The organism is Hydrogenophaga sp. FG152 (assembly GCF_057809615.1).
The window spans coordinates 274,621-289,009 of sequence record NZ_JBMDKH010000003.1; the positions used below are offsets into that span (position 1 = coordinate 274,621).

Genomic DNA, 14,389 nt, shown 5'->3' on the forward strand with positions numbered 1-14,389 from the left:
CCTCTCAGGGGGGACACGCGCAGCGTGGCGGGGGGTGCTCACGGAAGCGGAATCGCTTCCAGCATGGCGCGCACCTGCTCCACCGGGCCGCGCCCTGCGTCGCGCACCGGCGTGAGGCGGTGGGCCACCGTCTGCGGCAGGATGGCGGCGATGTCGTCCGGGGCCACGTAGTCGCGCCCGCTCAGGTAGGCCTGGGCCTTGGCCGAGCGCACCACGGCCAGCGCGGCGCGCGGCGACAGGCCCTGGGCGAACCAGCGCCCGCTGCGCGTGGCGCCCACGATGTCCTGCAGGTACTCCAGCACCGGCTCGGCGGTGTGCACCTGGCTCACGGTGTGCTGCAGGCTGGCCAGGTCGGCCGGCGTGAGCGCGGGCGCGAGGCGGTCGAGCATGTCGCGCCGGTCCTGGCCGCGCAGCAGCTCGCGCTCGGCCGCGCGGTCGGGATAGCCGATCGACAGCCGCATGTGGAAACGGTCCAGCTGCGATTCGGGCAGGGCGTAGGTGCCGAGCTGGTCGTGCGGGTTCTGCGTGGCGATCACGAAGAAGGGCTCGGGCAGGGCGCGCGTCTCGCCTTCCACCGTGACCTGCTTTTCTTCCATGGCCTCGAGCAGCGCGCTCTGGGTCTTGGGGCTGGCGCGGTTGATTTCGTCGGCCAGCAGCACCTGGGCAAAGACCGGGCCGGGGTGGAAGACGAAGTCCTCGCGGCCGCGCTCGTAGATGGACACGCCGACGAGGTCGCTGGGCATGAGGTCGGCGGTGAACTGCACGCGCGAGAACTGCAGACCGAAGGAGCGCGCCAGCGCGTGCGCCAGGGTCGTCTTGCCGACGCCCGGCACGTCCTCGATCAGCAGGTGTCCCCCGGCCAGCAGGCAGGCCACGCAGTCCGAAACCTGCTGCGGTTTGCCCACGATCACCGTGTTAAGCTGACTCAGCAGCAGTTGGATTCTTGTGTCGGCTTGCATGCCGCGAACCATACCGTAAAACCCCCATGAGCCAGGCCACTGGGTATTTCACCCACAAGGATTGTTGGAGACACGAGATGGGCGCCGGCCACCCGGAGTGCCCCGAGCGGCTCGATGCCATCGAAGACCGCCTGCTGATCAGCGGTCTGGATGTGGCGCTGGAGCGCCGCGAGGCCACCCCGGCCGCGATCGCCGACCTCGAACTCGCCCACGGCCGCATGCACCTGGCCTCGCTGCGCGGTCTGAGCGACCAGCTGCGCGACGACATGGCCGCTGGCGGCCCGGACCATGCGCAGGTCGATCCGGACACCTCCATCAACGCCCACAGCTGGGACGCGATCCTGATGGCCGCGGGTGCCGCCATCGACGCGACCGATGCCGTGATGGCCGGTGAACTGGCCAACGCCTTCTGCGCGGTGCGCCCGCCGGGCCACCACGCCACGCGCAACCAGGCCATGGGCTTCTGCTTCGTGAACAACGTGGCCGTGGCCGCCAAGTACGCACTGGAGCGCCATGGGCTGCAGCGCGTGGCCATCGTCGATTTCGATGTGCACCACGGCAACGGCACCGAGGACATCGTGGCCGGTGACGAGCGCATTCTCATGTGCAGCTTCTACCAGCACCCGTTCTACCCGGTGTGCGAGCACTCGACGGCGAGCAACCTCGTCAACCTGCCGGTGCCGGCCTACACCAAGGGCATGGACATCCGCGAGCTGGTGGACATGATGTGGCTGCCCCGGCTGGAGGCCCACAGGCCGCAGATGCTTTTCGTGAGCGCCGGCTTCGACGCGCATCGCGAGGACGACATGGCGCAGCTCGGCCTGGTGGAGCAGGACTACGCCTGGCTGACCGAGCGCATCAAGGAAGTGGCGCAGCGCCACGCCAAGGGCCGCATCGTGAGCTGCCTGGAAGGGGGCTATGCCCTGAGCGCTCTGGGCCGCAGCGTGGAAGCGCACCTGAGGGTGCTGGCGGGCGTCTGAACTTCCGCGGCGCCCGGGCGTCCCATAATGTTCCGATGACCGAGCCCATGACTTCTTCCTCCCCCGCTGACGCGGTGCTGCTGAGTTCGCGCGATGCGCGCGGCGTGCACACCCTCACGCTGAACACCCCGCGCAGTTTCAACGTGCTGTCCGAGGCCATGCTGGCGGCCCTGCAATCGGCTGTGGACGCGGTGGCCGCCGACCCGCAGGCGCGGCTGGTCGTGATCGCCGCGAACGGGCGCGCCTTCTGCGCCGGGCACGACCTCAAGCAGATGCGCGCCACGCCCGAGCTGGCCTACTACCAGAAGCTGTTCGCGCAGTGCTCGCGCCTGATGCTGGCCATCCGCCAGCTGGAGGTGCCGGTGATTGCGCGTGTGCAGGGCCTGGCGACCGCCGCCGGCTGCCAGCTGGTGGCGCAGTGCGATCTGGCGGTGGCGAGCGACACCGCGAGTTTCGGTGTCAACGGCATCGACGTGGGCCTGTTCTGCGCCACGCCGGGGGTCGCGCTCTCGCGCAACATTCTGCCCAAGCAGGCGATGGAGATGCTGCTCACCGGTGACTTCATCTCGGCCGACGAGGCCAGGGTGCGCGGCCTGGTCAACCGCGTGGTGACACCCGATGCGCTGGACGCCGAGCTGCAGGCCCTGGTGGACCGCATCCTCGCCAAACCGCGCGAGGCCCTCGCCATGGGCAAGGCCCTGTTCTACCGCCAGCTCGAGACCGGCATGGCGTCGGCCTACCAGCTCGCGGGCCAGAGCATGGCCTGCAACATGGCGCACGAGGTGGCGCAGGAAGGCGTGCAGGCCTTCATCGACAAGCGCGCGCCTTCATGGCGCGCCTGATTTCCCGAGAACCGTTTCCGATCCGACATGAACCCTTCCACCAACCCCAAACCCATCGACGACATCGGCCTGTGGCTGGCCGGGTTCACGCAACCCACGGTGCTGATCGAACTCGCCGCGCTGGCGATCTGCGTGGCGCTGGCCTGGGGCTTCAGCTGGGCGCTGCGCAATGCCTTGCGCATGCAGGAGGACAAAGGCTCGGTGTTGTTCGGCCGGCGGCTGATCGACGGCGTGATGTTTCCGCTGGCCCTGCTCCTGCTCGGCTACATCGCGCGGGCCGTCGTCACCAAGTTCCTCCCGCTGGCGGCGTTCAAGGTGGCCATACCGGTGCTGGTGTCGCTGGTCGTGATCCGCGTGGGCGTGAAGGTGCTGCAGGCGGCGTTCACCACCGCGCCCTGGGTGCGGGCGCTGGAGCGAACCATCTCCTGGGTGGCTTGGCTGGCCATGGTGCTGTGGGTGAGTGGCCTGCTGCCGGTGGTGCTGGCGGAACTGGATGACATCCAGTGGAAGATCGGCGCGAGCACGCTGAGCCTGCGCACCCTGCTGGAGGGCACCATCACGGCCGGCGCGGTGATGATCCTGGCGCTGTGGGTGTCTTCCGCGATCGAGTCCCGCCTGCTGCGCAAGGCCACCGGGGGCGACTTGTCGATGCGCAAGGCGGTGAGCAACGCGACGCGCGCGCTGCTGCTGTTCGTGGGATTGATCATCGCACTGTCGGCCGTGGGCATCGACCTCACGGCGCTCTCGGTGTTCAGCGGCGCCATCGGCGTGGGCGTTGGCTTCGGCCTGCAGAAGCTGGCGTCCAACTACGTGAGCGGTTTCGTGATCCTGGCCGAGCGGCGCCTTCGCATCGGCGACAACGTGAAGGTGGACAGCTTCGAAGGCCGCATCCTCGACATCAACACCCGCTACAGCGTGATCCGCTCGCCGGCCGGGCGCGAGTCCATCGTGCCCAACGAGCTCATGGTCATCAACCGGGTGGAGAACCTCTCGGGCGCGCTCACGCGCGTGTGGCAGACCACGGTGGTGTCGGTCGCCTACGACAGCGACGTGGACCTTGTGAGCCGCCTGCTGCTGGAGGCGGTGAGCGCGCAGGCCGATGCGCTGAAGGACCCCGCCCCGCAGGCCTCGCTCTCGGCGTTCGGCGCCGATGGTCTGGAGTTCACGGTGGGTTACTGGATCAACTCGGGCGACGGCGCCGAGCAGCTCAAGCTGAAATCCCTCATCAACCTGCAGATCCTGCGTTCGCTGCAGCAGAGCGGCATCGACATCCCGTCGCCGCAGCGCGTGGTGCACATCAAGGAAATGCCACCGCTCGAAGGCCCGAAGGACTCAGCGGTTCATCAGGCTGGGTAACCACAGCGAGATCGCCGGGAAGGCGATCAGGATGCCCAGGCGCACAACGTCGGCCATGACGAAGGGCCAGACGCCCTGGAAGATCGTCTTGAGCTTGACCAGCGGCAGCAGCGAGTTCATGACGAACAGGTTCATGCCCACCGGCGGCGAGATCATGCCGATCTCCACGATGGTGACGATCAGCACGCCGAACCACACCGGGTCGAAGCCCAGGCCGGTGATCACCGGGAAGAACACCGGGATGGTGAGCAGCACCATCGACAGCTCTTCCATCACCAGGCCGAGCGCGACGTAGATCACCATCATCACCACCACCACCATGATGGGGTGGGGGCTGAACTGCAGCAGGAAGTCGCGCAGGTCGCCCGGCATGCTGGTGAAGTTGACGAAGCTGGTGAAAATCATCGCACCGATCAGGATGGTGAACAGCATGGCCGTGGTGCGCGTGCTGTCGACCAGGATGTCCATCAGCACGCGCGGCGTGAGCGCGCCGCGCAGCAGGGCGAACAGGAAGGCGCCCGAGGCGCCCACGCCAGCGCCTTCGGTGGCGGTGAACACACCGCCGTAGATGCCGCCGATGACCAGAGCGAACAGCAGCAGCACCGCCCAGATGCTGCGCAGGGCGGCCAGCCGCTGCGCCCAGTTGAAGCGTTCGCCCGGCGGGCCGGCCAGGGGGTCGCGCCAAGTGATGTAGACCACCGCCGCGCACAGGCAGGCGATGGCCACCAGGCCGGGCAACACACCCGCGATGAACAGCTTGCCGATGTCGGTCTCCGTCATGATCCCGTAGATCACCATGATGGTGGACGGTGGGATCAGGATGCCCAGCGTGCCGCCGGCCGCGATGGAGCCGGTGGCCAGCGTGTCCTGGTAGCCGTGGCGCTTCATCTCGGGGTAGGCCACACGCGTCATGGTCGCGGCGGTGGCGATGGACGAGCCGCAGATGCAGCTGAAGCCGCCCGAGGCGATGACGCTGGCCATGGCCAGGCCGCCCTTGCGGTGGCCCACGAAGGCGTTGGCGGCGGTGTAGAGCTCGCGCGCCATGCCGGCGCGGGCCACCAGGTTGCCCATCAACACGAACAGCGGGATGACCGAGAGCACGTAGGCGAAGCCGGTCTCGAAGATCACTTGGCTGGTGCTGGCGAAGGCCGGGGACCAGCCGCGCATCAGGCCCAGGCCGGTGATGCCGACGATGGCCATGGCCAGCGCGATGGGGATGCGCAGCAGCGCCAGGGCGAAGACGGCGAGGAAACCCAGGCTGGCTTCGATCATGTCGCGCCCCCGTCGAAAGTGGTGGGTTCGGGGTGGTGGGGCGCGGGCACCGTGACGAACACGAACAGCAGGTGCACCAGGCCGGTGAGGGCCAGCATGGCCGCCATCATCCAGGCCACCGGGGCGATGGAGAGTTGCAGGTGCACTGTGGTGTCGCCGTACTCGGTCAGCCGGTCCGCGCGCGTCGTCATGAGGTAGGCCAGGAAGCCGAAGGTGCCGGCGCAGACCAGGTGGACCACGCGCGCCTGGATGTCGCGCACCCACTCGGGCAGCATGCTGTCGAGCGAGTCGAAGACCACGTGCTCGTTGCGCCACGACACCAGGGGCATGGCGCCGAAGATCACGATCACCATGAGGATCTCGGTGAGTTCCAGGCCGCCAGGCACGGAGTGGCTGAAGAAGCGGCGGCCGGTCACGTCCACCAGCGTGAGCCACATGATGGTGAACAGCGCCATGGCGGCCATGAGGCCAGTGGACCAGCGCAGGATGCGTTCCAGCGTCTTGAGCATGAAGGGGCCTGATGTGAAAAAGCCGGCTGGGCAGTGTGCAACAGACTGCCCGGCCGGCCGCAGGAGGTGGTGCGCTGGCTTACTTTACCTTGGCGATCTCGGCGCGGAACTCGGCGAGCACCGCCTTCGGGTCTTTCAGGCCCTTGGCCTGCGCGGCCTCGGCCCACTTGCTTTCCAGGCCCGCCTGCTTGTCCTTCACGGCCTGCACGAAGGCCGCGTCGGCCACGATGCGGGTCACGCCCTGGGTCTTCTGGAGTTCGCGGCTGGCCGCGTCCACGCGGTCCCAGCCCTCGCCGAAGATGCGCGCGGCGGTTTCGCCCGAGATCTTGTCGATCACGGCCTTGTCCTGCGCCGACAGGGCGTTGTACTTGCCTTCGTTCATCATGAAGACGAAGCTGGTGTTGTAGAGGCCGCCGGGGAAGGTGGTGGCGTGCTTGACCATGCTGAGCTTGAACGAGGCGACCGACTCGTCGGGGAAGAAGGTGCCGTCCATCACGCCGGTGGACAGCATTTCGAATGACTCGGGCGCGGGCTTGAGCGTGGTGTTCCAGCCCATGGCCTTGGAGAGTTCGTTGATGTTGCCGCCGCCGATGCGGAACTTGAGCTTGGCCACGTCGGCCGCGCTGGCCACCGCCTGTTTGGTGGTGAAGATGATGCCGGGCCCGTGCGTGAACACGGCCAGCGTCTTCACGCCGCGGTGCTCGCCCAGCGGCGCGAAGTATTTGCTGTAGATGCGCTGGTAGGCCAGTGAGGTGGCGGTGGCGCTGTCGCCCAGGAAGGGGAATTCGGCGACCTGGGTGTTGATGAAGCGACCGGGCGTGTAGCCGTCCACCGTGTACGAGATGTCGGCCAGGCCGTCGCGCACCGCGTCGAAGGTGCCGGGCGCGGCCGCCACGCCCTTGGGCAGGATGTTGCATTTCATGCGGCCTGCGCTGTCTTTTTCCAGCAGGTCGCACCAGCTCTTCTGCGCCATGCTCAGCGTGTGGGTGGGCGGCACCCAGCTGGAGACGGTGAAGACGGTCTGGGCCGAGGCCACGCCGCCCGCGAGTACGGTGGTGGACAGCACGGCGGTGGCAAGACAGCGAAGTTTCATGGGGTCTCCTGGGCGCGTTCCGGGGTGGCCGGCCTCCCTCGGAGGCGGCGAAATCACTATAGGTCAAGCCCTTGCGCGGCCCCCTCCAGACTTACCCGGATGGCCCTGAGTCTCTGTCGTTGCCTAATCGTTCGGGGGGAATTCCACCGGGTGGGCGGGCTGCAGCCGGGGGCGCGAGGGCGTGGCGTGCAGCGCGTCGCTGCCCAGCGTTTCGAGCAGGCGCGCGCCGGCGGCGAGCTGCTGGTGGGCCGGCAGGTAGCGCAGGTCGCCGAACAGGCGCAGGGCGTTCTCGGGCGGCGTGGCCGCCCGCGTGGCGAGGTACCAGAGGCGGAACACATGGGCCTCGTCGCACAGCGGCATCTGGTGGACCAGGTTCATGACCGAGGCGAACAGGTAGTCGGCCGCGCTCTCGGTCGGGGTCTTGCCGCTGCCGGGCGTGCCGTGATCGCTTTGCCAGACGGGGCTGTTGACCAGGCGTTGCAGGCGCCGGGCCCGGCCCAGGCCCCGGTCCACCTGCAGGTTGGCTTCCCAGCTGCGCACGGGGTCGTCCAGCCCCTTGCAGGGCGAGGTGGCGCGCGCCAGTTCCATCGCCAGCGAACGCGCTCGCTCGGGCTCCTGGCGGCTGAACAGCAGGCGCACCGTGCGGCCGAGCATGCGCATGGTGTGGATGAGGGGGTCGACGGGGAGAGGGGTGGTCATGCTGCTGAACTCGTCGCGGGTCAGAACGTGCAGCGCAGCCTCGGGGGGAAACACGGTTTCTCGGGCACCGCGTTGCACAACCGAGGCGGCGCCCGTCTCCAGGGAAACGGTGCGGTCTGTTCGGTCTATCGTGTGGGTGCTCATGTCGTCAGAGGGAAATCGGGAACGAGACATCAGCGTAGCCTCGACCCGTTTCGCAAACAAACGGTTTAACAGTCGCTTAACAGAGCGGCCGTGTAAAGCGTGGAATGCACCCTAGGGCAGGCGGGTGCTGGCGGCGAGCGTGAAATGGAAGGTCGTGCCATGGCCGGGCTGGCTGATGACCTCGATGCGCGCGCCGTGCCGTTCGATCACGGTGCGCACGAACACCAGCCCCAGGCCCACGCCACGGGTGGCGCTGTGCTCGGGATCCAGCCGGGCGAACTGCTGGAACAGCCGCTGCTGCTGCTCGGGCGTCATGCCCGGGCCCTGGTCGGTGATGGAGACCCGCCATCCCCCGGTGGCCGCGTGCACGGCACACAGCACCTCGGTGCCTTCGCCGCCGTACTTCACGGCATTGCCCAGCAGGTTGGCGATGGCCCGGGTGAGCAGGCCGCGGTCGGCCTCGCACAGGGCCGGTGCATCGGGGCGCACGACCAGCAGGTTCACGCGCTGCGCCTGGGCCTGCGGCCAGACCTCGTCCACGGCCTCGTCGAGCAGGTCCACGAGGTCCACGGTGTCCAGGCGGTAGGTGCTGGATTCGGCCCGGGCCAGTTGCACGAACTCCTCGGCCAGGTCCAGGGTGCGGCGCGCATGCCGTTCGATGCGGCCCAGCGTCTCGGGCTGCATGGGCAGTTGGGGATTCATGCGCTGCACCTCCAGCAGTGCGAGGATGGAGGCCTGCGGCGAGCGCATGTCGTGCGAGATGAAGCGCAGGGCCACGTCGCGCTGGCGCTCGGCCTCGCGGATGGGCGTGATGTCGACCAGGCTGGTGATCCAGCTGGTGGTCTGGCCATCGGTGTTGAAGCAGGGCACGAAGCGCACCAGCAGATCGCGCCCGGCGGCGTCGCGCGCCTCCGCTCCCCAGGGCTGGGTGGCGTGGTGCAGGCGCTCCATGTCGAACACCGGCTGCTGGGTGCCGGCGCGGTGCACGCCGCGCAGCAGCTCGCCAAGGGGGTAGCCCCGCAGCCGCGCCACCTTCTGCCGGCTGAAGTACTGGTAGGCGGCCTGGTTGCCCGCGAGCACGTGGCCGGAGGCGTCGGCGATCAACGTGGCGTCGGGCAGGCTGTTGAGCGTCTCGCTGACGAAGCGGTGCAGGTTGCGCAGCTGTTCGGAGGCGTTTTGCAGCGCGTCGATGTGGCGGTCCAGCAGATCGCCCGAACGGGCCGCCGGCAGCATGGTGGGCAGGTCGCGGCGGGTCTCCATGCGCCGGAACTCCTCCAGCAGATAACCCATCGCCGCGCGCAGGCGGCGCCACACCCACAGCGGATAGGCCAGCAGCACACCCAGCAGGGCGGCCGAGGGCGCGAACTGCAGGCCGGCCACGGACGGCGCGAGCGCGGCGGCCAGGACGGTGGCGATCAGCAGCGCGGCGCTCGCCAGCAGCGAGGCGGTGGGCGCGAGCAGCAGCACCGCCAGCAGCGCGAGCCCCACCGGCACCACGCTGAACAGCGCGTTCTGCCAGGCATTGGCGCGTTCCAGCCGCTGGTCGAGCAGCAGCGCGTTCATCACGTTGGCCGCGATCTCCACACCGTCCATCAACTCGGACTGGCCCGAGCGCGGCGTGGCATAGGCGTCGCCCATGCCGGCGGCCACGGCACCCACGAGCACGTACTTGCCCGCGAACTGCTCGGGCGGCACCTGGCCCCGGAGCACGTCAACGTAGGACACGCGCGGGAAAGTGCCCGGCGGTCCGGCGAAAGGGATCTGCATCCAGTGGTCGCGTTGCCAGGCGTCCGGGCTCGTGGGCGGCGGCGCCCGCTCGCCGGGCAGGGTCTCGGGCAGCGCGAAGCCACCCACGTGCAACAAGGCCACGGCGAACTGATCCCACCACTGGGCGCCGTCACCTTCGCGCAGGAAGGTGCTGCGCACGATGCCGTCGTTGTCGATTTCCAGGTGCACGTGGCCGATGGCGGCCGCCGCCGAGGCGAGCTTGGGTGCCGGGTCGGTGCGGGTCAGCTGACCCGTCCCGTGCCGGTCCATCAGCAACAGGGGCAGCACCACCTTGCCATTGCGCGCGATGGCCTCGCCGAGCAGGGCATCGTCCACGGCGTGGTCGCGGCCGGGCTCCACCAGAATGAGGTCCAGCCCCACGGCGCGCGGCCCCGCGGCGGTGAGGCGGTCGAGCAGCGCGGCATGGAAGGCGCGGCGCCAGGGCCAGCGGCCGATCTCGCTCAGGCTCTTGTCGTCGATGGCCACGATCACGATGTCGGGCGACACGGCCTGCCGGCCCAGCCGCGAGAGCTGATCGGTGAGGGCCAGGTCGATGTGCTCCAGGCTGCGCGAGCAACCCAGGGCGACGACGCCGGCCAGCAGGGCGGCCGACAGCAGGCCCCATTCGAGCCAGCGGGTGCGCGGACGGCGCGCGCGCGCCGGCGGCTCCTGCATCTGGGAGGTGGTGGATTCGGTGGGCCGCGTGTCCAAGCGAACGTCAGCGAAGGCCGCGCAGCACCGGCCGGCCTTCGCTGCTGTGGAGCGGCCGGTTGTCCGAGGTCACGACGCGCGCGTGCACGTCCAGGCGCTGCGGCTCGCTCCACGCGCCGGGCAGGCCGTCGGCGTCGATCTGGCGCACCCGCAGGTGGTACGTGCCGGGCGGTGGCATGGGTCGGGTGAACGCCGCCTCGGTGAGCGACTGGTCGTCCAGCAGGCGGGCAAAGGCCTCGTCGTGCGCGAGCTGGAGCTGGTGGCGCCAGGGGCCGCCGGGGCTGGTGGTCCAGCTCACCGCGAGCGTGTCGGTTCCCGCGCCGCCCAGGGTGGGGGTGGACGGGGTGGGCGGCAGGGCGACGACCTGGAACGGCATCGGCCGGCTGAATGGTCCTTGGTCGCGCTCGCCCTGCGCGTCGCGGGCGACCGCCGCCACGCGCCAGACGTAGGCGCCGGGTGCGAGCGGGCGAACGGTGTGCTGGCAGCGGTCGAGGTCGGGCGTTTGCGCCACGAGGTCGGTGAAGCTGGCGTCGCGCGCCACCTCGAAGCGGTAGCCCACGGCCGTGGCGCCTTCGGTGCACAGCAGTTCGATGGCGGGGCCCACCACCCGGCTGCCCTGGCGCGGTTCGCGCAGCAAGGGGGCCGTCGGGTGCGCGTTGACGACCAGGCGGCGCACCGCCTCGGTCCCCGGAATGCCCTGGCCATCCATGGCGCGGACCGCGAGCAGGTAGGCCCCATCGTCCAGCGCCGGGAAGCGCGCCACGGGCGAGGGGAAGACGGCGTTGCGCACCACGCGCTCGGCCGCGTCGTCGCTGGCGATGCGCACCTGCCAGGCCGCGGCGCCGGCTTCGCGGGCGAGCGGCAGTTCGATCAGCGAGGCGTCCTCGAGCACGTCGGGCACGCCGGAGAGGTCAGGCGGCGCGAGCAGGGGCGCCACCACCGTCGTGCTGCCCACGCGCGCGCCCTGGCCGGCGCGCACCAGGGTGCCTGCCGCAGCGGTGGGGGTGGCGCGCGAGCGCACCTGGATGGCGCCTTCGCGCACATCGCCGATCAGGTCACCGCCGCTGCCCACCGCCACGCCGAAGGTGGTGCCGCGCACGCCGCCCACGGCGCGCGGCGTGCGCACCTCGAAGCGGCTGCGGGGGGAGGCCAGGGGCTTGACTGTGGCATCGACCCGGCCGCGCTCCAGGTCGAGGCCGGACTGCGCAGGGCCGGGTGCGGGCGCATGCCGCAGTTCGCGCAGGCGCACCTGTGTGCCGGCCGAGAGGCGCACCACCGAGCCATCGGCCAGGCGCAGGGTCACGAAGCCGTTGTCACCCACCTCGATCTGCGCACCTTCGCTCACCTGTTCGCCGACCACCAGCGGCGCGGCATGGGCCTGGGACGCCCCCTGGCGCACGCTGGCCTGGCCGGCGACGTGCAGCACATCGGCCACCGCCGGCTCGGGGCGCGCGAGCGCGGCGGGAATCACCAGCTGGCTGCCCGGTCGCAGGCGGCGCGGATGGCTCACCTGGTTGAGGCGCTGCAGTTGCGGCCACTGGCTCGGGTCGTCCAGGTAACGCTGCGCGAGGTCGTACAGGTTGTCGCCCGGCTGCACGGTGTGCACGCGGTCCTGCTGCGCGAGCGCCAGCCCGCTCCAGCAGAGCAGGGCGGCGGCGGGTGCCACCAGGCGCCAGGGCGAACGCAAAGGAGGTTGAGGGGCGGTGCGGGGCATGTTCAATGGGCCGGGGCGGCCGGCACCGGGCCGAGGTCTTCGAGTCGGTACCCGTGGCTGTAGACGGACACCAGCTTGTAGCCCGACTCGGCGCGCAGGCTCAGTTTGCTGCGCACGTGGGACATGTAGACGTCCAGCGAGCGCGAGGAGATGTCCGCGTCGATGCCCCAGACGGCCTCGATCAGGTGGGCGCGCGAGAGCAAGCGGCCCATGTTGCGGAACATGAGGAAGGCGAGGTCGAACTCCTTGGTGGTCAGGGTCGAGAGTTCGGTGCCATCGACGCGCACCACGCGGTCCTGCACCAGGAAACGGTAGCGGCCCCAGACCACCTCCCTCGGTGCCGGGGCGTGGCCGCCCCGTCGCAGCAGCGCCATCAGGCGCGCGCGCAACTCCCCCACGCGGGCGGACTTGACCATGTAGTCGTCGGCGCCGCAGTTCAGACCTTCGATGATGTCGCGCTCGTCGCTGCGGTTGGTCATCATCAGGATGGGCACCGGTGCCATCGCTGTGTCGCGAATGGCGCGGATCACGTCCAGACCGGGGATGTCGGGCAGCTCCCAGTCGACGATGAAGAGGTCGAACGTCTCCTTGGACAGCACGCGCAGCAGCGCGTTGGCATTCTCGAACAGGTGGCAGTCGTGGCCCATGGATGCGACGACCACCCTGACCAGATCCAGCTGCGCGGGATCGTCATCAATGGCGGCAATGCGCATGTGGCTCGGGCAGGTGGTTCAAAGGATTAGAAGAAACAGAATGTGTTTTGCACGAATATATCGATGGACCTGCGGCATTGCAGCCGTTTTGACAATCTATTAAGAAATCAAACGGCCCTTCCGAGACCGAAGGCGCGTGCCGTTTCACCAGGGAGACTTCCATCCAGGGGCAATAGCGCCTACAATGGCAAAAAAGCACGACCGTTCTTTTCTCGGTTTGTGCGTCGCCCACGAGGGCAGCGCCCATGAGGCGGCTGACCATCCGCATACAATCCTTGAGTTGACGTGCACGTCAATTCGTGACGACATTTTCCCAATCATCAGGAGCAGCCCAATCATGAAGGTCATCGTCCCCGTCAAACGCGTGGTGGATTACAACGTCAAGGTTCGCGTCAAGAGCGACGGTACTGGCGTGGACATCGCCAACGTCAAGATGAGCATGAACCCGTTTGACGAGATCGCGGTGGAAGAAGCCGTGCGCCTGAAGGAGAAGGGTGTGGTCACCGAGGTGATCGCTGTCTCCTGCGGCGTGGCGCAGTGCCAGGAGACCCTGCGCACGGCCATGGCCATCGGCGCAGACCGCGCCATCCTGGTGGAGAGCACCGAAGAACTGCAGCCCCTGGCCGTGGCCAAGCTGCTCAAGGCGCTGGTGGACAAGGAACAACCGCAACTGATCATCCTGGGCAAGCAGGCGATCGACGACGACTGCAACCAGACCGGCCAGATGCTGGCCGCGCTGGCCGGCCTGCCGCAGGCGACCTTCGCCTCCAAGGTCGACGTGGCCGATGGCAAAGCCAGCGTGACGCGCGAAGTGGACGGCGGCCTGGAGACGCTGTCGATCGCGCTGCCGGCCGTCATCACGACCGACCTGCGCCTGAACGAGCCGCGTTACGTCACGCTGCCCAACATCATGAAGGCCAAGAAGAAGCCGCTGGAGACGGTCAAGCCCGAAGACCTGGGCGTGGACGTGAAACCGCGCATCAAGACCCTCACGGTCAGCGAGCCGCCCAAGCGCGGTGCGGGCGTGAAGGTGGCCGATGTGGCCGCCCTGGTGGACAAACTCAAGAACGAAGCGAAGGTGATTTGACCCCCCCGCGCCGCCTTCGGCGTCACCCCCCGGGGGGCGAACCCAGCGGCCTGGCAAAGCCAGTTCCGCGGGTTCCTTGAAAAAGTCACTTCATTCGATCCATCTCTGGTTTTAAGGAATTCATGTCATGACCGCACTCGTTATTGCCGAACACGACAACGCCTCCATCAAGGGCGCGACCCTCAACACGGTGACCGCCGCCGCCCAGTGCGGGGGTGATGTGCACGTCCTCGTGGCCGGCCACAACGCCGCCGCTGCCGCCCAGGCCGCCAGCCAGATCGCTGGCGTGGCCAAGGTGATCCACGCCGACGCCCCGGGCTTCGAACACGGCCTGGCCGAGAACGTGGCCGCCCAGGTGCTGGCCATCGCCTCGAACTACAGCCACATCCTCTTCCCCGCCACCGCCAGCGGCAAGAACGTCGCGCCGCGCGTGGCCGCCACGCTGGACGTGGGCCAGGTCTCCGACATCACCAAGGTCATCAGCGCCGACACCTTCGAGCGCCCGATCTACGCCGGCAACGCGATCGCCACCGTGCAGAGCAC

Annotated in this window: 12 protein-coding genes and 1 pseudogene; 5 read left to right on the top strand and 8 right to left on the bottom strand. The window is 68.9% G+C overall.

Annotated elements, in window-relative coordinates; genetic code table 11:
* Positions 1 to 38 precede the first annotated feature (38 nt).
* The gene (locus ACODTB_RS06155; RefSeq protein WP_291115124.1) at positions 39 to 959 is read right to left on the bottom strand and encodes an AAA family ATPase; all 921 of its coding nucleotides are present in this window, start codon (positions 957 to 959) and stop codon (positions 39 to 41) included.
* Between the two features lie 26 nt (positions 960 to 985).
* On the opposite strand from ACODTB_RS06155, the gene ACODTB_RS06160 reads away from it, so the two are divergent.
* From ACODTB_RS06160 to ACODTB_RS06170, 3 genes are read left to right on the top strand one after another with little or no spacing between them, the layout of a single operon-like run.
* A complete protein-coding gene (locus ACODTB_RS06160) occupies positions 986 to 1,939 on the top strand; it encodes a histone deacetylase family protein (RefSeq protein ID WP_291115122.1) in 954 nt (317 codons plus the stop codon).
* A 47-nt stretch (positions 1,940 to 1,986) separates the two neighbouring features.
* Positions 1,987 to 2,781 carry an enoyl-CoA hydratase gene (locus tag ACODTB_RS06165; protein WP_291115120.1) on the top strand — a complete coding sequence of 265 codons (795 nt, stop codon included), beginning with the start codon at positions 1,987 to 1,989 and terminating at the stop codon, positions 2,779 to 2,781.
* A gap of 27 nt (positions 2,782 to 2,808) precedes the next feature.
* Complete coding sequence (locus tag ACODTB_RS06170; RefSeq protein ID WP_291115118.1) at positions 2,809 to 4,137, top strand: mechanosensitive ion channel family protein; 1,329 nt, start codon at positions 2,809 to 2,811, stop codon at positions 4,135 to 4,137.
* Here the strand turns inward: ACODTB_RS06170 and ACODTB_RS06175 are convergent.
* The 7 genes from ACODTB_RS06175 to ACODTB_RS06205 all read right to left on the bottom strand — a co-directional run bounded on the left by ACODTB_RS06175 (position 4,114) and on the right by ACODTB_RS06205 (position 12,759).
* Positions 4,114 to 5,409: a TRAP transporter large permease gene (locus ACODTB_RS06175; RefSeq protein ID WP_291115116.1), complete on the bottom strand. Its 1,296-nt coding sequence runs from the start codon at positions 5,407 to 5,409 to the stop codon at positions 4,114 to 4,116. The two genes, ACODTB_RS06170 and ACODTB_RS06175, sit on opposite strands and share 24 nt — an antisense overlap.
* Positions 5,406 to 5,918, bottom strand: coding sequence for a TRAP transporter small permease (locus ACODTB_RS06180; RefSeq protein WP_291115114.1), 513 nt, complete (start codon positions 5,916 to 5,918; stop codon positions 5,406 to 5,408). The genes ACODTB_RS06175 and ACODTB_RS06180 overlap by 4 nt, the downstream gene beginning before the upstream one ends.
* 79 nt (positions 5,919 to 5,997) lie before the next feature.
* Positions 5,998 to 7,011 (bottom strand): TRAP transporter substrate-binding protein, encoded by a 1,014-nt coding sequence (locus ACODTB_RS06185; protein ID WP_291115112.1) that lies wholly within the window; start codon positions 7,009 to 7,011, stop codon positions 5,998 to 6,000.
* Between the two features lie 123 nt (positions 7,012 to 7,134).
* Complete coding sequence (locus ACODTB_RS06190; protein ID WP_291115110.1) at positions 7,135 to 7,710, bottom strand: hypothetical protein; 576 nt, start codon at positions 7,708 to 7,710, stop codon at positions 7,135 to 7,137.
* A 255-nt stretch (positions 7,711 to 7,965) separates the two neighbouring features.
* Complete coding sequence (locus tag ACODTB_RS06195; protein WP_291115108.1) at positions 7,966 to 10,332, bottom strand: CHASE2 domain-containing protein; 2,367 nt, start codon at positions 10,330 to 10,332, stop codon at positions 7,966 to 7,968.
* Positions 10,333 to 10,339: 7 nt separating this feature from the next.
* Complete coding sequence (locus tag ACODTB_RS06200) at positions 10,340 to 12,019, bottom strand: FecR domain-containing protein (RefSeq protein WP_488929168.1); 1,680 nt, start codon at positions 12,017 to 12,019, stop codon at positions 10,340 to 10,342.
* A gap of 29 nt (positions 12,020 to 12,048) precedes the next feature.
* The gene (locus ACODTB_RS06205; protein WP_291115104.1) at positions 12,049 to 12,759 is read right to left on the bottom strand and encodes a response regulator transcription factor; all 711 of its coding nucleotides are present in this window, start codon (positions 12,757 to 12,759) and stop codon (positions 12,049 to 12,051) included.
* 337 nt (positions 12,760 to 13,096) lie between these two features.
* On the opposite strand from ACODTB_RS06205, the gene ACODTB_RS06210 reads away from it, so the two are divergent.
* On the top strand, positions 13,097 to 13,846 hold the full coding sequence (locus ACODTB_RS06210) for an electron transfer flavoprotein subunit beta/FixA family protein (RefSeq protein ID WP_488929169.1): 750 nt from the start codon (positions 13,097 to 13,099) through the stop codon (positions 13,844 to 13,846).
* Between the two features lie 127 nt (positions 13,847 to 13,973).
* A pseudogene (locus ACODTB_RS06215) lies at positions 13,974 to 14,389 on the top strand (electron transfer flavoprotein subunit alpha/FixB family protein); the annotation flags it as partial.